A 19,388-nucleotide genomic window follows, 5' to 3' on the forward strand; every position below is an offset into this window, starting at 1 on the left:
CCTTCTGTTTCGCTACTCGGGACAGTCTATCGACTGGTGGCGGGCTCGCCGTTGCTGACGATCGTGCCGAGGTCGGCTCCGAGGATCGCCTTGGTGACGTTGCCGTGGGGCGCCATGCCGAAGACCTGCATCGGCATGCCGTTGTCCATGCAGAGGCTGAACGCCGTCGAATCGACGACCTTGAGGCCGCGCTGCAGGGCCTCCTGGTAGCTGATGCGGTCGATCTTGTGCGCGTCGGGGTTCGTGCGCGGGTCGTCGGAGTAGACGCCGTCGACGCCGTTCTTCGCGACCAGCACGACCTCGGCGTCGATCTCGAGGGCGCGCTGTGCGGCCACCGTGTCGGTCGAGAAGTAGGGCAGGCCCGCGCCGGCGCCGAAGATGACGACCCGGCCCTTCTCGAGGTGCCGCTCCGCACGACGCGGAATGTAGGGCTCGGCGACCTGCGTCATCGAGATCGCCGACTGCACGCGCGTCTCGGCGCCTGCCTGCTCGAGGAAGTCCTGGAGGGCGAGCGCGTTCATCACCGTGCCGAGCATGCCCATGTAGTCGGCCCTGCCGCGATCCATGCCGCGCTGCGAGAGCTCGGCGCCGCGGAAGAAGTTGCCGCCGCCGACGACGATCGCGATCTCGACCGTGCGTGCGGCATCGGCGATCTCACGTGCGAGTGCGCTGATCACGTCGGGGTTCACCCCGAGGGCACCGGCCCCGAACGCCTCCCCCGAGAGTTTCAGCAGGACCCTGCGCTTGTGTTCCGTCATCCCGACCGATCCTTCCCCTCTGGGGTCAAAGCTACTGGTTCGCCGAGCTCGGCGCAGTGCCGTTGCTCGGGCGTTTTCGACGGGCACGACCCGTCATGCGTCCGGAATCGTTCCGGACATAGCAAAGGAGTCCGGATCGCGAACGATCCGGACTCCTTCGAGGCACCTAGGCGCCGACCTTGAAGCGAGCGAAGTCGCTCACCGTGAGGCCTGCACCCTCGAGCACCTTCGCGACGGACAGCTTGTTGTCCTTCGCGTAGTCCTGCTCGAGCAGGGCGACCTGCTTGAAGTACGCACCGAGGCGACCCTCGATGATCTTCGGGAGGGCGGCCTCGGGCTTGCCCTCCTCGCGCGAGATCTGCTCGACGATCGCGCGCTCCTTCTCGACCGACTCCGCCGGAACTTCCTCACGCGTGAGGTACTCCGGGTTCGCGAACGAGATGTGCTGCGCGACCGAACGGGCGGTCTCAGCGTCAGTGCCGGCGTAGCCGAGCACGACGCCGACCTGCGGCGGGAGGTCCTTCGACGTCTTGTGCAGGTAGATCGCGAACTGCTCGCCCTTGACGAGACGGATGCGACGGAGCTCGACCTTCTCGCCGAGGATCGCGGCCTCTTCGTCGATCACGGTCGCGACGGTCTTGCCGTCGGCCGGAGCGGCGAGTGCAGCCTCGAGGTTCTCGGCACGGGCAGCTGCGACAGCAGCGAGCACGCGGTCGGCGAGACCGACGAACTTGTCGCCCTTGGCGACGAAGTCGGTCTCGCAGGCGAGCTCGATCATCGTCGCGGTGCCGTCGCCGTTGTCGACGGCGGCGACGAGGCCTTCGGCGGTGGAGCGGTCGGCGCGCTTGGCGTTGCCCTTCGCACCCTTCAGGCGGAGGATCTCGACCGCCTTCTCCATGTCGCCATCAGCTTCGACGAGGGCGTTCTTCGTGTCGACCATGCCGGTGCCGAGGCGCTCGCGCAGGTTCTTGACGTCTTCGAGAGTGAAGTTGGCCATATCTCTGAAGTCTCCTGAACTCGTGGTCTTACTTGGACTCGGCGGCTTCGGCAGCCTCCGCGCCTTCGACGTCGGCAGCGGTCTCGGTCGCGGCGACCTCGGTCGCTGCTTCGTCGACGACCTCGGCCGCTTCGGCCTTGGCCTCTGCGACGGTCTCCGCCACAACCTCGGTCTCGGCCGAAGCCTGCTCGGGGGTGGTCTCGGAGCCGGCCTGGAGGAGCTCCTGCTCCCACTCGGCGAGCGGCTCGACGGCGGAGACGTTGCCCTCGGCCTCGGGCTTCTGGTGACGCTCGATGAGGCCCTCGGCTGCAGCGTCGGCGACGATGCGGGTGAGCAGGCTCACCGAACGGATCGCGTCGTCGTTGCCCGGGATCGGGTACTGGACCTCGTCGGGGTCGCAGTTGGTGTCGAGGATGCCGATGACGGGGATGCCGAGCTTCTTGGCCTCGTCGATCGCGAGGTGCTCCTTCTTGGTGTCGACAACCCAGAGCGCCGAGGGCGTCTTCGTCAGGTTGCGGATACCGCCGAGCGACTTGTGCAGCTTGTCGAGCTCGCGCTTCTTGATTAGGAGTTCCTTCTTGGTGAAGCCACTCGTGGTGCCTTCGAAGTCGAGCTCCTCGAGCTCCTTCATGCGCGCGAGGCGCTTGGAGACCGTCTGGAAGTTGGTGAGGAGGCCACCGAGCCAGCGCTGGTTCACGTAGGGCTGGCCGACGCGGGTCGCCTGCTCGGCGATCGCGTTCTGCGCCTGCTTCTTCGTGCCGACGAAGAGGATGGTGCCGCCGTGGGCGACCGTCTCGCGCACGAAGTCGTACGTCTTGTCGATGTAGGCGAGCGACTGCTGCAGGTCGATGATGTAGCTGCCCGAACGCTCCGTGAGGATGAAGCGCTTCATCTTCGGGTTCCAACGGCGGGTCTGGTGCCCGAAGTGAACGCCGCTGTCGAGCAGCTGGCGAATGGTGACGACGGCCATGAGCCGTACTCCTTTGTTCTCAGTTGTCGCTCCGGCCGGCGGCTGGAGCCCTGGCGCCCGGCACGGCTCCGCCGGTTCCTGCTGGAAGCAGAGACTGGACTGAGTGGAGTCGTCGGCCGAAATGGCGCGCGTAGTCACCCCGGAAGACCGGGGTGCTCCCGATACTCTACCATCGGCACTGCCCCTCCCCAACCGCGGTCGGCCGGTCCCATCCACCTCTCCGGTGCCGACGCGAGCGGATGCCGCGTGCCGGCCCGATCATCGGACCATGAACGCTCCGAGACCGACCCGCAGGGGGCGAGCGGCGAGTCCTTCATCGCCTCCGAGCGAGATCGTCGCGCTCATGCTCGTCGTACTCATGCTCGTCGCGCCCCTCTCCGCGGCCTCGTCGGCGACCGCGGCGCCCCCGCTGCGATCGACCGCTCGAGTCGCTGCCGACGGTCCATCGCAGTCCGAGCCCGCTGAGCCCTGGCGTTGGCCGGTCCCAGCGCCGACCCGTGTCGTCGCCCCGTTCCGCGCGCCGCCGACGCCGTACACGGCCGGTCATCGCGGCATCGACATCGCGGCGACCCCGGCCGCCACCGTGGTCGCCGCCGCCCCAGGGGTGGTGAGCTTCAGCGGAATGGTCGCCGGGCGCCCGGTCGTCTCGATCGATCACGGCGACGGGGTCGTGAGCGCGATCGAGCCGGTCGCCGGCCTCGTCGCGGCAGGTGCGACCGTGGCGGCGGGCGACCCGATCGGCACGGTCGCGACGGGCGGGCACTGCGACTCCGGGTGCGTGCACTTCGGTGTGCGTGTCGACGGCGAGTACGTGTCGCCGTTCCTCTTCCTCGGCGGGCTGCCTCGCGCGGTGCTGCTCCCGCTCGAGTGAGTCGGGCGCTGCCCCTCGTCAGGCGCGCGGATGCGCCGTGCGGTAGCTCTGCTTGAGTCGCTCCGACGACACGTGCGTGTAGATCTGGGTGGTGCCGAGGCTCGCGTGTCCCAGGAACTCCTGCACGGCGCGGAGGTCCGCGCCGCCGTCGAGCAGGTGCGTCGCCGCGGTGTGCCGGAAGGCGTGCGGCCCGCTCGGCCCGGTGCCCGGGATCTCCGCGAGGATGGCGGCGACGAGCCGGTAGACGCTCCGCACGCCCATGCGACCGCCACGAGCGCCGAGGAACACGGCGTTCGCGGCTACCGGCGCGGGCGCAATGCTCGCACTCGCGACGATCTTCGGTCGTGCCACGTCGAGATACCGGTCGATCGCACGGGCCGCGGGAGCCCCGTAGGGAACCATCCGCTCCTTGGAGCCCTTGCCGAGCACGCGCACGACGCGCCGCCGTCGATCGATGTCGTCGAGGTCGAGGCCCACGAGTTCCGAGACCCGCAGCGCCGAGGCGTACAGCAGCTCGATGATCGCGAGATCGCGCACCTCGGTGGGAGCGTCGTCGGCCGCCCGGGCCGAGAGCGCGGCGAGGGCATCGGTCACGGCCTGCTCGGTGACGACGCGCGGCAGCGTGCGCTGCGCCCGCGGCGCCTTGAGCCGCACACCGGGGTCTGCTTCGAGCAGACCGCGGCGACTCAACCAGGCGGTGAATCCCCGAGCGGATGCCGCGCGGCGCGCGATGCTCGATCGGGCGAGTCCGCGTTCGGTCGCCGTCCAGAGCCAGTCGCGCAGGAGCGGCAGGTCGATCGCCGCGGCGTCGGTCGAACCACGAGCCTCGGTGAAGGAGATGAGCTCGACGAGGTCGCTCCGATAGGCGGCGACGGTGTGCGGCGAGTACCCGCGCTCCACTGCGACGTGCGACAGGTAGTCGTCGAGCAGCTGGTCGAGGTTCACGTGACCAGCTTGCTCCCGCGCGGGCCGGCAGGGCGCACGGCACGCCCTGAAGCAGTGCTCGGACTCACGCCGTGCCGAGCTTGCGCGAGAACCGTTCGAGACGGGCCTCGGGCGACAGCGACTCGATCTCGTCGAGGAAGACCTCGTCGAGCGTCGTGACGGGCGTGTAGGGCCCCACCGGCACGACCGAGGTCACGACGCCGTCGGCATAGAGGTGCACGAGGGAGAAGGAGCGACCGCCGTCGACGCCGACGAGATCTCGCGGCGTGGCGGAGAGGTCCATCGTGTACGCGGTGGCCCCGGCGACGGAGACGGGGATGCCCGCGAAGCTCCCGTTCGTCGCGTAGTGCAGGTGCCCGCCGAGGATCAGCCGCACATCTCGGCCGCGGAGGACCTCGGCGAGGCGGTCCTGGCCGCGGAGCTCGAGCACGTCCATCAGCGCGAGCGGCGTGGCGATGGGCGCGTGGTGCAGCGCGATGACCGTGCCGTGCTCGGCAGGCACCTCGAGGGTCGCCGCGAGCCAGTCGAACGACGCGTCGTCGAGCTCGCCGTGGTGGTAGTCGGGCACCGTGGAGTCGAGGGCGATGATGCGGAGGCCGTCGACTTCGACGACACGATGCACCGGCGCATCGCTCGCGGGCTCGCCGAGCAGCTCGCTGCGGAACGCGGCGCGCTCGTCGTGGTTGCCCATCACCCAGACCAGGCGGGAGCCCATGCGTTCGGCGAGCGGCTCGAGCGCGGCGCGCGCGAGGCGATAGGCGTCGGGCTCGCCCAGGTCGGCGATGTCGCCGGTGACGACGATCGCGTCGACCCCGCCGCCGAGCCGTTCGAGTTGGGCTGAGACCTGCGCGAGCGCCTGGACCGTGTCGGCGACACCGCCGAGCGGTTCGCCGCCGCGCAGGAGGTGGGTGTCGCTCACCTGGGCGATGACGTGTCGGGCTGCCGGGTACCGGCCGAGCTGCGGGTGCTGCATCGAGCCCTCCTTCCGCCGTCAGCCTAGGGCGTGCCGCCGACGCACCGCGGAGGACGCGGTGCCGCAGGCGACGGACACCGCAACGTGCAACAAAATTGTTGCATCATAAGCGCCGACCGGATACCTTGACTTGCATCATGCAAGCACCGCTCAACGAGAGGCCGACCCTCATGAACGACTTCACCACCTCCGTCACGATCAACCGCCCGGTCGAGGACGTCTTCAAGGCGGTTCTCGACGCTCGGGGGTGGTGGAACGAGGCGATCGACGGCCCGACCGCGGAGGTGGGGGACGAGTTCGGCTTCGAGGTCCCGGGCCTCCACCGCACACGCATGCGAATCACGGACGTCGAGCACGATCGACGCATCATCTGGCTCGTGGTCGACAACTTCTTCGCGTTCGTCGAAGACCAGAGCGAGTGGGTCGGCGACCGAATCCAGTTCGATATCGCCGCGGAGGGCGACGGAGCCCGTGTGACGTTCACCCAGCACGGCTTGGTGCCCGATCTCGAGTGCTACGACGTGTGCTCGAATGCGTGGGTCTTCTTCGTGAGGGAGAGCCTGCGTCGGCTTGCCGAGGACGGGGAGGGCATGCCCGAATCATCGGCCGGCCAGGCAGCACCCGCCTCGCGGGCGCGCTCCGCCGTGGACGCCCTCACCGCACGGTCGGGTTCTGCTGAGCCTTCGTCATGAAGACCGGCCGTCTGGCCGAACCCGGTTCGCCCGGACCCCGGTCAGGCCCCGAACCGTTCATGCCCGCTGCAGGCCAGGGCCGGGGACGGCGACGATCTCCCCTGGCTCGACCGAATCGCCACACGTCTCGCACCGCAGGTCGAGGTGGACGGCACCATCGCAGCGCGAGTGTTCGTAGAGGATCGGGGCGCCATCCGGCGCGGCCCATTTGTCCCCCCAAGCGCTCAGCGCGTGGATCACCGGCTCCAGGTCGAGCCCTTTCGGCGTGAGCACGTACTCGCGGACCTCAGCGCCGTCTGGTGCGCGCCGGATCTCCATGAGGCCGTTCTCGATGAAGAGCTCGAGTCGTGATGCGAGGACGTTCGAAGCGATACCGAGTGATCTCTCGAACTCCGTGAATCGGCGAGCACCCCTGAACATCGCATCCCTCAAGATCAGTAGGCTCCACCGCTCACCCACCAGCTCGAGTGCACGGGCGGCCGAACAGTTCTCGCGCTCATAGGTTCTTCCCAGCACGGGACCCCTCCTTGCGTCAGCAGAATCTCTGCCCACTTTCATCACGCTAGTCATTAGTGAACGGCGGTCACCCACTGTCACGCGCACTTCGCCCGCAACCAGCCGAACGGATGCCGCTTGGCCTGCCCAAGGGCGTCGAGCCCGCCGAGCACGCCCATCACCGCCGACGGGGTCATGCCGCACCGCCGTGCGATGTCGGCCAACTCGCGCGGGCTGCGAGTGCTCAGTGCGTCGAGCACGCGCACCGTGTCAGAGGGCATGGCTGTGCCGAGCATGCCGCGATCGTCGGGTTCGGGCCCGAGGGCTCGAGCATCGGAGCGGGCCCGCGCGCCACCGACGAGTTCGGCCATCTGCTCGGCGTCGGTCACGCACACGGCGTCGAACTCTCGCAGGAGTCGGTGGCATCCGGCGGAAGCCGGGCTCGTGACCGGACCGGGCACCGCGCCGAGCGGGCGGCCGAGGGTGGCGGCGTGCCCTGCCGTGTTGAGCGAGCCCGAGCGGAACCCGGCCTCGAGCACGACGGTGCCCTCGCTCGCAGCCGCGATGAGCCGGTTGCGCTGCAGGAACCTCCACTTCGTGGGCGCGGCCCCGCACGGCAGTTCGGAGACGACTGCTCCGGTGTCGACGATCCGAGAGAGCAGGCTCTCATGACCCATCGGGTAGAACCGGTCGACTCCCCCGGCGAGGAAGGCAACCGTGGTGCCATGGCTCGCGAGCGCCGAGCGGTGCGCCATGCCGTCGATGCCGTATGCGCCGCCGCTGACGATCGTGAACCCGCGATCAACGAGTCCGGCGGACGCCTCCATGGTGACGTGCTCGCCGTAGCCGGTCGCCGCGCGGGCGCCGACGAGGGAGATCGATGCCGACGAGCCGTCGAGCGCGTGCTCGCGACCGCGGACCCAGAGCCCGAGCGGGGCGTGGACGCCGAGCTCGTCGACTCCGACCGGCCAGGCGGCGTCGCTCGGCAGGAGCAGGCGCGCCCCGACTCGAGCGGCCTGTTCGAGCGATCGCGCGAACGCCCCGTGATCGAGCCGCGGCGTCCAGCGTTCGAGGCCCGACTTCGCCTCGCGAGCGTCGATCGAACCGCCCGCAGCAGTCAGCGCGTCGGCGAAGGCGGCCGGGCTCGCGGCGTCGAGGAGGAGCGCGGCCGCGGCCGCCGCGCCGATGGCGTCGATCGCGCGACCCAGGAGCCCGTCGCCGGGCTCGGCGACCGACCCGAGCAGCGCCCGGGCGAAGATCTCGTCGAGCGCGGCGTCGTCGGCGATCGGTGCCGATCGCACTGCCGAGAGCACGGCGCGCAGCCCGGTCGCTTCGCGGTGGACGGTGTTCACAGTGGGAGTCCCTTTCTGAGGAAGAGCGCGCGGCCGACGTGGTCGAGGGCGGGAGCGTCTGCGCCGTCGAGGTCGGCGAGGGTCCAGGCGACCTTGAGGATGCGGTCGTAGCCGCGCATGGTCACCCCGCCGAGTTCGAGTGCGCGATCGAGGTCGGCGGTCGCGCGACCGCCCGGATGCAGCCCGCCTGCGCCGCGCATCCACGGGCCCGGCATCTGCGCGTTGGTACGCCATGGGGTGCCGCGCAATCGACGGGCGGCGCGGGCGCGGGCCTCGACGACCCGGGCGCGGGCGGCCGCGGTGGAGGGTCCCGGGCGCTCGGCGGCGAGACGCAGGCCCGCCGCGGTGATGCGCGGCACCCGGAGCTGCACGTCGATGCGATCGAGGAGCGGCCCGGAGATGCGAGCGAGGTATCGACGTCGTGCGATCGGCGGGCACGTGCACTCCGCCCCTTTCGACCCGTGGTTGCCGCACGGACACGGATTCGCGGCGATCACGAGTTGGAAGCGAGCTGGGAAGGAAGCGACGGCGTTCGCCCGATGGATCGAGATCGAACCGGACTCGAGCGGCTGGCGCAGCACGTCGAGCACCGCCGAGGGGAACTCGGGCGCCTCATCGAGGAACAGCACGCCGTGCGAGGCGCGCGCGGCAGCACCGGGGCGGATGAGTCGGCTGCCGCCGCCGACCATCGCCGCGGCCGTGGCCGTGTGGTGCGGCGCTTCGAACGGCGGGCGGTGCGAGAGCCCGGCAACTGGTGGTCGGCCTGAGAGGGAGCGGAGCGACGCGACCTCGAGCGCCTCGTCGGCGTCGAGATCGGGAAGGATGCCCGGCAGGCGGGACGCCAGCATCGTCTTGCCCGCGCCGGGCGGGCCGAGCAGGAAGACATGGTGCCCGCCGGCCGCTGCGGCGAGCAGCGCCTCGACGGCGTCGTCGTTGCCCGAGACGTCGGCGAGGTCGCCGTGCGACTCCTCCGGTGCACCAGTGGGATCGGAGCGATCGGGCGCCGGCACGGGATCGAACACCCGCTCGTCGTAGACGCCACCGTGATGCACGGCGGCGTCGAGCAGTGACGCCACGCCGATGACGCTCACCCCGGGCACGAGTCGTGCCTCGTCGGAGTTGGCGGCGGGCACCATGACGGCGTCGTATCCGGCGCGCACGGCGGCGAGCACGGCGGGGAGGATGCCGTCGATCGGTCGGAGACGGCCGTCGAGCCCCAGTTCTCCGAGATGCACGACCCGCTCGACCGACTCGGCCGAGATCTCGCCTGCCGCCGCCAGGCAGGCGACGGCGATCGCGAGGTCGAATCCGGAGCCGTGCTTCGGCAGGGCCGCGGGCGACAGGTTGACGGTGAGCCGCCGCTGCGGAAGGGGGCAGCCGGCGTTCACCGCTGCGGCGCGCACCCGATCACGGGCCTCGCCGAGGGCGGCGTCGGGCAGCCCGATGATGACGAAGGCCGGGAGCTGGGACGAGAGGTCGGCCTCGACCTCGACGACCGAGCCGGTCAGGCCGAGGAGGGCGACGGATCGGGTGCGCGCGACCGGCATCAGTCGATGCCTTCGAGATGCTCGATGAGCGCGGGCGCCTCCATCGGCGCCAGCACGGCGACGGCGTCGATGCGGATGCGCGAGACCGGGGCATCCGTCGCCTCGCACCAGGCGATCGCGAGGCGCCGCATTCGCGCGAGCTTGAGCGGCGTGATGGCCTCGAACGGATGCCCGTAGTCACCGGAGGTGCGCGTCTTCACCTCGACGAACACCGTGTCGCGGCCATCGCGGGCGATGATGTCGATCTCGCCGATGCGGCACCGCCAGTTGCGTTCGAGCACCCGCATGCCGCGCGCCTCGAGATGCTCCACCGCGAGTTGTTCGCCGCGTCGGCCGAGCTCTGCATTGTGCGACATCCGCACCACCTCCGAGTCCAGCGTCTCGGGTGGCGCGGCGCTCGCAGGGCACCCTTGGACGCTCCGTGGAGAACCCGCGGGGATCACAGGTGGGGAGACCGAGTGACGGCAGTCGGGTGCATGATGGGCGGAGCCGTACGAATCACTCGAAACGCTCGAAGGAGATCGAGATGCCGTTCGAACCAGTACCGCTCGACCACGAGTTCACCGCGCCGATCGGCGTCGACGTCAAGGGCGAGCTCTGGGCCTGCGTCGAGATGCCGGGCTCCGCCGAGTTCTTCGGCACGGGCAAGGCCGTCAGGGTCGATGCCACGGTCGACGGCGTGCCGGTGCGCAACATCGGCCTGATGACCACCGGCACCGGCGGTCACATGCTCTCGCTGAACGCGAAGCTACGCGAGAAGCTCGGCAAGGACCTCGGCGACACGGTGACGGTGCGCCTCGAACGCCGCCTCAGCTGAGGCGTACGCTGCCGGAGATTCGCGGCAGCATTCGACCGAATCCGGCCGCGGGTCGACTACTCGTCGAGCGCGAGCTCCTTCGGCAGCTCGAACTCGCGCGTGGCGAGCTCTTCGACGTTGACGTCCTTGAAGGTGAGCACGCGCACCGACTTCACGAATCGATCGGCACGGTAGACGTCCCAGACCCAGACGTCTTTCATCGTCAGCTCGAAGTAGAAGTCGTGCTCGGTGTCCCGGCGCACGAGTTCGACCTCGTTCGCGAGGTAGAACCGTCGCTCGGTCTCGACCACGTACTTGAACTGCGACACGATGTCGCGGTACTCCCGATACAGGGCCAGCTCGACCTCGCGGTCGTAGTCTTCGAACTCGTCCTCATCCATCGCACTCATCCTACGCTGAGGTCGAAGAGCGTCGGTGCGGGTTGGGTCTGCTCGTGCAGCCAGGTGGTGCGGTGGAGCTCGCTCGGCCCGTGCTCGGCGATCGCGGCGAAGTGCGCTCGACTCGAGTAGCCCTTGTTCTCGTCCCACGCGTACAGCGGGCGCTCGTCGTGGGCGCGGCGCATGAAGCGATCGCGGTGCACCTTCGCGATGACGGATGCCGCGGCGACCGACGCGCAGTCGCGGTCGGCCTTGATGCGGGTGACGACCCGCGCACGACGCTCGATCGAGGCGCTCAGCCAGTCGTGGTTGCCGTCGAGGAGCAGCGGCACGTCGGCGATGAGCTCGTTGGCCGCCGACAGCTCGGCGAAGGCGCGGGCCCCGGCGAGGCCGAGGCAGGCCATGATGCCGAGCTGGTCGATCTCGGCCGCACTGGCCTCGCCGACGGCGGAGGCCCGCACCCAGGCGGCGGCTCGCGGCGCCATCGCCTCGCGGCGCGGCTCGCTCAGGAGCTTCGAGTCGCGGAGGCCGGCGGGCATGCGCCGGACACCGGAGTCGATGAGCACGAGACCGATCGTCACGGGACCCGCGAGGGCTCCCCGGCCGACCTCGTCGCAGGCGAGCATCATGGGCGATTCGGCGAAGACCCCGCGTTCGACGCGAAGGGTCGGTACTGCAGCAGGCGCCATGTCAGTCGCCCGCCTCGTCGACGCCGTCGAAGACCTCGGGGTAGTTGCCGAGCCACGCCCAGTGGTCGACCGGCCAGCTCACGACGAAGGCACGGCCCACGACGTTGTCGATCGGCACGAAGCCCTTGAGCGGTGTCTCGCCGTTGTACCGCGAGTCCTTCGAGTTGTAGCGGTTGTCGCCCATGACCCAGAGCGAATCGTCGGGGACGATGACGTCGAAGTCGTCGGCGGAGACCTTCGTGTCTCCGGGCGGCAGCGCCACGTAGGGCTCGTCGAGGGGCACATCGTTGACGCTCATCTGGCCGAGGGCGTTGCAGCAGACCACATGGTCGCCGGGCAGGCCGATGAGGCGCTTGACGAGGTGGTCGTTCGAGTCGGGCGCCGCGAGGCCCACGAAGGCGAGGAACCAGTCGACGGCCGCCACGAGCGGCGGCTGGTCGACCTCGACGCGGGCCGGCAGCCATCCGCCGGGATCACGGAACACGACGACGTCGCCGCGTTCGAGCGGCGTCACCTCGGGAACCAGCTGGTTCACGATGATGCGATCGTCTTTCACGAGCGTCTCCTCCATCGACTGCGATGGGATGAAGAACGACCTGATGAGGAACGTCTTGATGAGGAACGAGACCAGCACGGCCACCACGAAGATGACGAGCAGGTCTCGGAGGAACAGCAGAACGCCTCGTCGTCTGTTCGGCGTCGCCGAAACCGCGCGATCCGTTCGCGTGCCTGTGTCTTCTTCTGTCATTTAACCGCCCGAGCTCCCCACCCAGTCTAGGGGTGGGGAGCTCGGGGAAGAGTTCGCGTGGAACGCGATCCGCGGAGCGGATCAGGCGTCGCGCTTCTCCTTGATCTTCGCCTTCTTGCCGCGGAGCTTGCGCAGGTAGTACAGCTTCGCGCGACGCACGTCACCGCGGGTGACGACCTCGATGTGGTCGATCACGGGCGAGTGCACCGGGAACTTGCGCTCGACGCCGACCTGGAAGCTGACCTTGCGGACCGTGAAGGTCTCGCGCACGCCTTCACCCTGGCGGCCGATGACGACGCCCTGGAAGACCTGGATGCGCGAGCGCGTGCCTTCGATGATGTTGACGTGCACCTTGACGGTGTCGCCGGGGCGGAAGTCGGGGATGTCCGACCTCAGGCTCGCGGCGTCGACGTGGTCGAGGATATGCATGTTGGTTCGCTCTCTGCGCCCGCCACCGGTCGAACGCGGATCATTGGATGGAAGTTCTGGTGCCGCCTCACACGAGGAATCGTGCGTGCGCGCTCCCCGGAGGCAGAGACCTGCGGCGGCACAATCCTCTATTGTGCCACGCCTCGGCCCATCGGGCCAAAAGCAGGCGCCGGATGACCCGATCGCACGAGCCCCGAACGGCGGTCAGTCCTCACGGACCTCGTGGATGATGATCACGTCGTCGCCGCCGTCGTCGAACGGCGGACGCCGGGTGCCCGGACCAGCACCGGCCGAGGCCCCGCCCGTCGAGGTCCCGCTCGACGAACCGGGCTGCTCGGCGGCGAGCCGCTCGAACTCCGCCATCGACGCCTTCATGCGGTTGGCGCCGTCGGTGACGAGCTGCCAGACGGCGACCCAGAAGGCGGCGATGCCGAGCAGGATCGCGAGCACGCCGAAGCTCGTGGCCGAGGCGCCGTAGAACCCGGTGCCGATGATCGAGAGCTGCCAGGCCGTGAGCACGCCGACGTCGATCCACGACAGCGCGCGCTCCTGACGCACCGTCGGCCGCACGTTCGTGAGGAGGGCGACGACGCCGAGCACGATGAACGCGATGGGCACGACGAGGACGAGCCCGAGCGTGCCCCAGCCGCCTCCGCCGAAGATCGCCCAGCCCACCGCGAGCCACACCGGCAGCACGATGACCGCGATCATCTGCCATCTGTACAGTGCGCGCCGCAGGAGCATGAGCTCAGCGTAATCCGACCCGCTGTGCGCGCGCCGGGTGTTCACTCAGGGCGGAGCCGACAGAATGGACTCGTGATTGAACTTCGGACCCCTGCAGAGATCGAGGAGATGCGGCCCGCCGGCCGCTTCGTGGCGAGCGTGCTGGAGGCCACATCGGCCGCCGCCGCGGTCGGAGTGAACCTGCTCGAACTCGATGCCCTCGCGCACGAGATGATCCGCAAGGCCGGCGCGGAGAGCTGCTACATCGACTATCACCCCTCGTTCGGTGCCAGCCCGTTCGGCAAGGTCATCTGCACCTCGGTCAACGACGCGGTGCTGCACGGCCTCCCCCACGACTACGTCCTGCGCGACGGCGACCTGCTGAGCCTCGACTTCGCCGCATCGGTGAACGGGTGGGTCGCCGACTCGGCGATCTCACTCGTCGTCGGCACCCCGCAGGGCGACGACCTGCGCCTCATCGACACGACCCGCCGCGCACTCGACGCCGGCATCGCGGCAGCGCGCACGGGCAACCGCATCGGCGACATCTCACGGGCGATCGCGGATGTCGCGAAGGCCGAGGGCTACTCGATCAACACCGACTTCGGCGGCCACGGCGTCGGCCGCACGATGCACGGCGATCCGCACATCCCGAACAACGGGCGCCCCGGTCGGGGCCTGCCGTTGAAGCCCGGGCTCGTGGTCGCGATCGAGCCGTGGTTCCTCGCGACCACCGATCGCATCTTCACCGATCCCGACGGATGGACCCTCCGCAGTGCCGACGGCTCGCGCGGGGCGCACTCGGAGCACACGATCGCGATCACCGACGGTGACCCGATCGTGCTCACGCAGCGTTCCTGAGCGGTCGCGCATGCGCCTGAGCCCGCGCGCCGAAGCGCGCGCGGGGCTCAGCGCTCGAGTTCGACCTCGATCATGCCGCCGACGATCCGGGTGCGATACGTCCGCAGCGCGAGCGCGCTGTCGGTGAAGCACTCCCCCGTGCCGAGGTCGTAGACCTCCTTGTGCAAGGGCGACGCGATCGTCGGCCGGTCGCCTCGGGAGCCGAGGATGCCCCTGGCCATCACGGGTGCGCCCGTGTGCGGGTCGTGGTGGTCCACCGCGTACACCTCCTCCTCATCGAGGCGGAGCAGGGCGACCTGCGTGCGTCCCAGCAGCGCGACCTCGCCCCAGCCCGGCTCGAGCTCGGCGACCTCGCACGTCGGCACCCACGTCGTGGTCGTCTCCATCGTCAGCGACATGCCGGCTCCTCTCGCGTTCCTCCGAGGCTAGGTTCGGGGTGTTTCCCCCGCGGCATCCGCATGTTTCAGCGGTGTGAAACCGTCCTCACATCGCGCATCGCCGCACGTGCGCGGACGCACCGCTTCGGTTACCGCCCCGAAACAGGGCGGAAACCGCCCGGTCGTACGCTCGCCTCATTCGAGTCCCGGAGGCGGCCATGATCGAGAGCACCCAAGAGGATGTCGGCGTACGAGACGTCGTCATCATCGGCGGCGGACCCGCGGCGCACCGTCTCGCCGACAGCCTGCACGCCCGCGACGCCGGCCGCGCACTGCGCGTCACGGTCGTCGGCGAGGAGCTGCACCATCCGTACGACCGGGTCGCGCTCAGCACGCGACTCGCGGATGGCGCGGCCGACCTGACGCTGCAGCCGTCGTCGATGTGGGACGACGAGCACATCCGGCTCGTCACGGGCGAGCGCGTCGTCGACCTCGACAGCCGCGCGCAGACGGCGACCACCTCAAGCGGCCGTGCCCTGCACTGGGACGAACTCGTCTTCGCCACGGGGTCGAGCGCACCGGTGCCCGAGCTCCCCGGCAGCGAACTCGCCCGCGTGTACCGCACGATCGACGACGTCGACGCCCTCGTGGCGGAGACCCGCGAGTTCGCGGCGCGTCATGGCCGCCCCGCGCAGGTCGTGGTCGCCGGAGGCGGCCTGCTCGGGCTCGAGGCCGCAGGCGGCCTCGCCAAGCTCGGCGCGCACACCGCGGTCGTGCACTCGGGCGGCTGGCTGATGTCGGCCCAGCTCGACGAGGGCGCGGGGCGCGCGCTCGGCCGCATCATCGCGGGCCAGGGCATCGGCCTGCACCTCGGCACCCGTCCGGCCGCCGTGCTAGCCGAGGGCGACGTCGTCGTCGGCGTCGAACTGACGAACGGACGCCGCATCGACGCGGACCTCGTGATCTTCGCGATCGGCATCAGCCCTCGCGACGAGTTGGCGCGCGACCTCGGGCTCGAGCTCGGTCCGCGCGGCGGCATCGCGATCAGCACGGCGTGCGCGACATCCGCCGCCCATGTCTGGGCGATCGGCGAGGTCGCGAGCTTCGACGGCCGCTGCACCGGACTCGTCGCCCCAGCCAACGCGATGGCCGAGGTCGTGGCCGATCGGCTGCTCGGCGGCGCCGCGGAGTTCACGAGCGTCGACGACGCGACGAAGCTGAAGCTCTCGGGCGTCGACGTCGCGAGCTTCGGCGACGCGCTCGCGCGCTCCGAGCAGGCGCTCGAGATCGTCTACGCCGACCCGGCACGCGGGCTCTACCAGAAGCTCGTGGTCACCTCCGATGCGAAGACGCTCCTCGGCGGCATCTTCGTGGGCGACGCCTCGCCGTACGCGTCGCTGCGCCCCCTGCTCGGTACTCAGCTCTCGAGCGAGCCGGCGGCGTACCTCTCGGCGTCGGGCATGGAGGCGCCGGGCGGCGACGAGCTGCCCGCGGCGGCGCTCGTCTGCGCGTGCAACAACGTGAGTGCTGGCACCATCCGCGACGCCGTCGGCGGCGCCCACGCCGATCACGCGGAGGGATGCGGCGAGCTCGGTGCGCTGAAGGCCTGCACCCGGGCCGGCATGCAGTGCGGCTCGTGCGTTCCCCTCGTGAAGAAACTGCTCGAGTCCGAGCTGAAGAAGTCGGGCATCACGCCCTCGCGGGCGCTCTGCGAGCACTTCGCGCTCTCGCGCCAGGAGCTCTTCGAGTCGGTGCGCGTGCTCGAGCTCACCTCGTTCGACGAGATCGTCGCGCGCCTCGGCACCGGCCGCGGCTGCGACGTCTGCAAGCCCGTCGTCGGGTCGATCCTCGCGACCCAGCACGGCTCGTACATCCTCGACGGCGGTCGCGGCGGCCTGCAGGACACGAACGACCGCGCCATGGCGAACATGCAGAAGGACGGCACCTACTCGGTCGTGCCCCGCATCCCGGCGGGCGAGATCACGCCGCAGAAGCTCGCCGTGATCGCGCAGGTCGCGACGGACTTCGGGCTGTACACGAAGATCACGGGCGGCCAGCGCATCGACCTCTTCGGCGCACGGCTCGACCAGCTCCCCGAGATCTGGAAGCAGCTCGTCGATGCCGGATTCGAGTCGGGCCAGGCCTACGGCAAGGCGCTGCGCAACGTGAAGAGCTGCGTCGGCTCGACCTGGTGCCGCTACGGCGTGCAGGACTCGGTGGCGATGGCCGTGCAGCTGGAGCTGCGCTACCGCGGTCTCCGATCGCCGCACAAGCTGAAGTTCGGCGTCTCGGGGTGCGCCCGCGAGTGCGCCGAGGCGAGGGCGAAGGATGTCGGCGTGATCGCCACCGATCAGGGCTGGAACATGTACGTCGGCGGCAACGGCGGCTTCCAGCCCTCGCACGCGCAGCTGCTCGCGAGCGACCTCGACGATGAGACGCTCCTCCGCTACATCGACCGCTACATCATGTACTACGTGCGCACCGCCGACCGGCTGCAGCGCACTGCGCGATGGATCGAGGACCTCGAGGGCGGCCTCGACCATGTGCGCGACGTCGTCGTGCACGACTCGCTCGGGCTCGCCGACGAACTCGAGCAGGCGATGGCCGCCCACGTCGACACCTACGAGGACGAATGGGCGGCGACCCTCGCGGACCCCGAGCGGCTGCGGCGCTTCCGTTCCTTCGTGAACGCGCCGAACGTGCCCGACCCCACGATCGCACGGGTGCCCGAGCGGGAGCAGTTCCGCCCGGCGACGGCCGACGAGCGCGAGCGCGGCGAAGCCGTGCTCGTCTCCGGGCCCAGCATCCCGGTGCGCGGAGCCGGCGCATGACCGGCCGGGTCACCCTGGTCGGCGGCGGCCCCGGCCGCGAGGACCTGCTGACACTCGCCGCGGCGCGCGCCCTCGCCGACGCCGACGTCGTGCTCTTCGACCGGCTCGCCCCGCACGAGCGCCTGAACGAACTGGCTCCCGGTGCCGAGCTCGTCGACGTCGGCAAGCGACCGGGCCACCACGCCGTGCCGCAGCACGAGATCGAGTCGCTCCTCGTCTCGCATGCGCTCGCCGGCCGGCACGTCGTGCGGCTGAAGGGCGGTGATCCCTACGTGCTCGGTCGGGGCGGCGAGGAGGTGCTCGCCTGCCACGCCGTGGGAGTTCCCGTCGAGGTGATCCCCGGGGTCACGAGCGCGGTCGCCGTTCCCGGCGCCGCGGGCATCCCGCTCACGCACCGCGGTATCAGCCACCTGTTCACCGTGGCCTCCGGCCATGCGCCGCTCACCGAGAACGAACTGGAGCACCTCGCCGGGCTCGGCGGCACGATCGTCGTGCTCATGGGCGTGAACTCGCTGCCCTCGCTGACGGCGGGACTCGCCCGATACGGTATGCCGGCGCAGATGCCCGTCGCGATCGTCGAGCGGGGCTTCGGCAGCGACCAGCGCACGACGATCGGCGACCTCGCCGGTATCGTCGTGGCGGCCGGCCGCGCACGCGTCGCATCTCCGGCCGTCGTCGTGATCGGCGAGGTCGTGCGACTCGCCCACGACGGCGATGCCGGTGCGGCCGAGCTCATGCAGCGAGCCGCGGCGTTCTCGGCGGTGGCCGCATGACCGACGTCATCGAACTGCCGCCCGCGTTCCGGCCCGACCAGCTGGAGGGCTTCCGCATCGGCGTCACGAGCGATCGACGATCGGGCGACCTCATCGACGCGCTCGTGCGACGCGGTGCGCATGTGCTGCACGCGCCGACGCTCCGCATGGCGAACGCCGTCAGCGACGATCCCGTCATCGCCGACACCCGCGCGATGATCGAGGCACGCCCCGACGTGCTGCTCGCCACGACCGCCTACGGGGTGCGCCGATGGTTCGAGGTCGCCGATGCCGCCGGGCTCGGCGAGGACCTCGTCGACGCCCTCTCCGACACGGCGATCCTGGTGCGCGGGCCGAAGGCCCGCGGAGGCATCCGTGCCGCCGGACTGAACGACGTCGGGATGAGCGCCGAGGAGACGACCGAGTCGCTCATCGACGAGGTGCTCGCCACCAGGCCGCCGGGCCTCACGGTCGCCGTGCAGCTGCACGGGTTCCTGAACCCGTCGCAGCTCGATCGCCTGCGCGACGCACACGACCGTGTGCTGACCGTCGAGCCGTATCGGTGGATCGAACCCGACGAGACCGATGAGCGGGTCGACCGGCTCATCGAGTCGGCCTGCACCGGCGGTCTCGACTGCATCACCTTCACGAGCGCGCCCGCGGTGCACGCGCTCTTCGCCGCTGCCGAGGTGCGCGGCCGGCTCGAAGATCTCATCGACGCGATGTGCGGGCCGGTCGTGGCCGCGGCCGTCGGGCCGGTCACCGCCGCTCCGCTCATCGCGGCCGGCATCGCGCCGATCCAACCCGAGCGGTTCCGCATGGGGGCGCTCATCAGGCTCGTCTGCGAGCACCTCGAATCGGAGCGGGTGCTGCGCCTCGACACGCGGCACGGGCCGCTCGAACTCCGCGGTTCCGTCGTCGACGTCGATGATCGCCGCGTTGCGCTCGCCCCCGTCGCCCTCATGATCCTCCGCGCGCTCGTGCTCGGGCGAGGCTCCGTCGTCGCGCGCGACCGGCTCACCGCCGCGCTGCCGGGCACCGACGACGAGCACGCCCTCGAGGTTGCCCTCAGTCGCCTCCGACAGACGCTCGGCGTGCCCGGCCTCATCGCAACGGTCGTCAAGCGCGGCTACCGGATCGATGTCTGACCCCCGCCTCACATGCCTCGCCGCGCGGGGTGAGCA

General features: G+C 70.3%; 22 protein-coding genes. 7 read left to right on the forward strand and 15 right to left on the reverse strand.

Annotated elements, in window-relative coordinates:
- Nucleotides 1-26 precede the first annotated feature (26 nt).
- The 3 genes from pyrH to rpsB form a co-directional block, all read right to left on the reverse strand.
- Nucleotides 27-758: a UMP kinase gene (gene pyrH, locus ACFTQE_RS01085; RefSeq protein ID WP_375833680.1), complete on the reverse strand. Its 732-nt coding sequence runs from the start codon at nucleotides 756-758 to the stop codon at nucleotides 27-29.
- Nucleotides 759-924: 166 nt separating this feature from the next.
- Nucleotides 925-1,755: a translation elongation factor Ts gene (gene tsf / locus ACFTQE_RS01090; protein ID WP_376923331.1), complete on the reverse strand. Its 831-nt coding sequence runs from the start codon at nucleotides 1,753-1,755 to the stop codon at nucleotides 925-927.
- A gap of 28 nt (nucleotides 1,756-1,783) precedes the next feature.
- Nucleotides 1,784-2,725, reverse strand: a complete 942-nt coding sequence (gene rpsB, locus ACFTQE_RS01095; protein ID WP_375833686.1) for a 30S ribosomal protein S2 — start codon at nucleotides 2,723-2,725, stop codon at nucleotides 1,784-1,786.
- A 268-nt stretch (nucleotides 2,726-2,993) separates the two neighbouring features.
- Between rpsB and ACFTQE_RS01100 the strand changes: the two genes are divergently transcribed.
- Nucleotides 2,994-3,596: a M23 family metallopeptidase gene (locus ACFTQE_RS01100; RefSeq protein WP_376923332.1), complete on the forward strand. Its 603-nt coding sequence runs from the start codon at nucleotides 2,994-2,996 to the stop codon at nucleotides 3,594-3,596.
- Between the two features lie 18 nt (nucleotides 3,597-3,614).
- On the opposite strand, the gene ACFTQE_RS01105 is transcribed toward ACFTQE_RS01100, so the two are convergent.
- Nucleotides 3,615-4,541 (reverse strand): tyrosine recombinase XerC, encoded by a 927-nt coding sequence (locus ACFTQE_RS01105; RefSeq protein WP_376923333.1) that lies wholly within the window; start codon nucleotides 4,539-4,541, stop codon nucleotides 3,615-3,617.
- A 64-nt stretch (nucleotides 4,542-4,605) separates the two neighbouring features.
- Entirely contained in the window at nucleotides 4,606-5,514 is a 909-nt protein-coding gene (locus ACFTQE_RS01110) for a phosphodiesterase (protein WP_376923334.1), read from the reverse strand.
- 137 nt (nucleotides 5,515-5,651) lie between these two features.
- On the opposite strand from ACFTQE_RS01110, the gene ACFTQE_RS01115 reads away from it, so the two are divergent.
- On the forward strand, nucleotides 5,652-6,206 hold the full coding sequence (locus ACFTQE_RS01115; RefSeq protein WP_376923335.1) for an SRPBCC domain-containing protein: 555 nt from the start codon (nucleotides 5,652-5,654) through the stop codon (nucleotides 6,204-6,206).
- 57 nt (nucleotides 6,207-6,263) lie between these two features.
- On the opposite strand, the gene ACFTQE_RS01120 is transcribed toward ACFTQE_RS01115, so the two are convergent.
- The 4 genes from ACFTQE_RS01120 to ACFTQE_RS01135 form a co-directional block, all read right to left on the reverse strand.
- Entirely contained in the window at nucleotides 6,264-6,722 is a 459-nt protein-coding gene (locus tag ACFTQE_RS01120) for a winged helix-turn-helix transcriptional regulator (protein ID WP_376923336.1), read from the reverse strand.
- Between the two features lie 77 nt (nucleotides 6,723-6,799).
- A complete protein-coding gene (gene dprA / locus ACFTQE_RS01125) occupies nucleotides 6,800-8,053 on the reverse strand; it encodes a DNA-processing protein DprA (protein ID WP_376923337.1) in 1,254 nt (417 codons plus the stop codon).
- Nucleotides 8,050-9,600, reverse strand: coding sequence for a YifB family Mg chelatase-like AAA ATPase (locus ACFTQE_RS01130; RefSeq protein WP_376923338.1), 1,551 nt, complete (start codon nucleotides 9,598-9,600; stop codon nucleotides 8,050-8,052). The genes dprA and ACFTQE_RS01130 overlap by 4 nt, the downstream gene beginning before the upstream one ends.
- A complete protein-coding gene (locus tag ACFTQE_RS01135) occupies nucleotides 9,600-9,956 on the reverse strand; it encodes a YraN family protein (RefSeq protein ID WP_376923339.1) in 357 nt (118 codons plus the stop codon). The genes ACFTQE_RS01130 and ACFTQE_RS01135 overlap by 1 nt, the downstream gene beginning before the upstream one ends.
- Nucleotides 9,957-10,126: 170 nt before the next feature.
- Here ACFTQE_RS01135 and ACFTQE_RS01140 point away from each other — a divergent pair, with 170 nt between their 5' ends.
- Complete coding sequence (locus ACFTQE_RS01140) at nucleotides 10,127-10,417, forward strand: DUF1905 domain-containing protein (RefSeq protein WP_376923340.1); 291 nt, start codon at nucleotides 10,127-10,129, stop codon at nucleotides 10,415-10,417.
- 56 nt (nucleotides 10,418-10,473) lie between these two features.
- Here ACFTQE_RS01140 and ACFTQE_RS01145 read toward each other — a convergent pair whose 3' ends face one another.
- The 5 genes from ACFTQE_RS01145 to ACFTQE_RS01165 form a co-directional block, all read right to left on the reverse strand.
- Complete coding sequence (locus ACFTQE_RS01145) at nucleotides 10,474-10,797, reverse strand: DUF2469 family protein (protein ID WP_022891843.1); 324 nt, start codon at nucleotides 10,795-10,797, stop codon at nucleotides 10,474-10,476.
- Nucleotides 10,798-10,802: 5 nt separating this feature from the next.
- Nucleotides 10,803-11,483 (reverse strand): ribonuclease HII, encoded by a 681-nt coding sequence (locus ACFTQE_RS01150; RefSeq protein WP_376923341.1) that lies wholly within the window; start codon nucleotides 11,481-11,483, stop codon nucleotides 10,803-10,805.
- 1 nt (nucleotide 11,484) lies between these two features.
- A complete protein-coding gene (gene lepB / locus ACFTQE_RS01155; protein ID WP_376923342.1) occupies nucleotides 11,485-12,231 on the reverse strand; it encodes a signal peptidase I in 747 nt (248 codons plus the stop codon).
- Between the two features lie 81 nt (nucleotides 12,232-12,312).
- Nucleotides 12,313-12,660, reverse strand: coding sequence for a 50S ribosomal protein L19 (gene rplS, locus ACFTQE_RS01160; RefSeq protein ID WP_376923343.1), 348 nt, complete (start codon nucleotides 12,658-12,660; stop codon nucleotides 12,313-12,315).
- A gap of 204 nt (nucleotides 12,661-12,864) precedes the next feature.
- Nucleotides 12,865-13,371 carry a hypothetical protein gene (locus ACFTQE_RS01165; RefSeq protein ID WP_376923344.1) on the reverse strand — a complete coding sequence of 169 codons (507 nt, stop codon included), beginning with the start codon at nucleotides 13,369-13,371 and terminating at the stop codon, nucleotides 12,865-12,867.
- A 105-nt stretch (nucleotides 13,372-13,476) separates the two neighbouring features.
- Here ACFTQE_RS01165 and map point away from each other — a divergent pair, with 105 nt between their 5' ends.
- Nucleotides 13,477-14,244, forward strand: coding sequence for a type I methionyl aminopeptidase (map, locus tag ACFTQE_RS01170; RefSeq protein WP_375833712.1), 768 nt, complete (start codon nucleotides 13,477-13,479; stop codon nucleotides 14,242-14,244).
- Nucleotides 14,245-14,291: 47 nt separating this feature from the next.
- Here the strand turns inward: map and nirD are convergent, their stop codons facing one another.
- Entirely contained in the window at nucleotides 14,292-14,642 is a 351-nt protein-coding gene (nirD, locus tag ACFTQE_RS01175) for a nitrite reductase small subunit NirD (RefSeq protein WP_376923345.1), read from the reverse strand.
- Between the two features lie 197 nt (nucleotides 14,643-14,839).
- Here nirD and nirB point away from each other — a divergent pair, with 197 nt between their 5' ends.
- From nirB to ACFTQE_RS01190, 3 genes are read left to right on the forward strand one after another with little or no spacing between them, the layout of a single operon-like run.
- Nucleotides 14,840-17,452: a nitrite reductase large subunit NirB gene (nirB, locus tag ACFTQE_RS01180; RefSeq protein WP_376923346.1), complete on the forward strand. Its 2,613-nt coding sequence runs from the start codon at nucleotides 14,840-14,842 to the stop codon at nucleotides 17,450-17,452.
- On the forward strand, nucleotides 17,449-18,225 hold the full coding sequence (gene cobA, locus ACFTQE_RS01185) for a uroporphyrinogen-III C-methyltransferase (protein WP_376923347.1): 777 nt from the start codon (nucleotides 17,449-17,451) through the stop codon (nucleotides 18,223-18,225). Before nirB ends, cobA begins: the two co-directional genes overlap by 4 nt.
- Entirely contained in the window at nucleotides 18,222-19,352 is a 1,131-nt protein-coding gene (locus ACFTQE_RS01190) for a uroporphyrinogen-III synthase (protein ID WP_376923348.1), read from the forward strand. The genes cobA and ACFTQE_RS01190 overlap by 4 nt, the downstream gene beginning before the upstream one ends.
- Nucleotides 19,353-19,388: the final 36 nt, after the last annotated feature.

Origin of the sequence: Agromyces sp. NPDC056965, from assembly GCF_042673425.1 — a bacterium.
In the GTDB taxonomy this organism is placed as follows: domain Bacteria; phylum Actinomycetota; class Actinomycetes; order Actinomycetales; family Microbacteriaceae; genus Agromyces.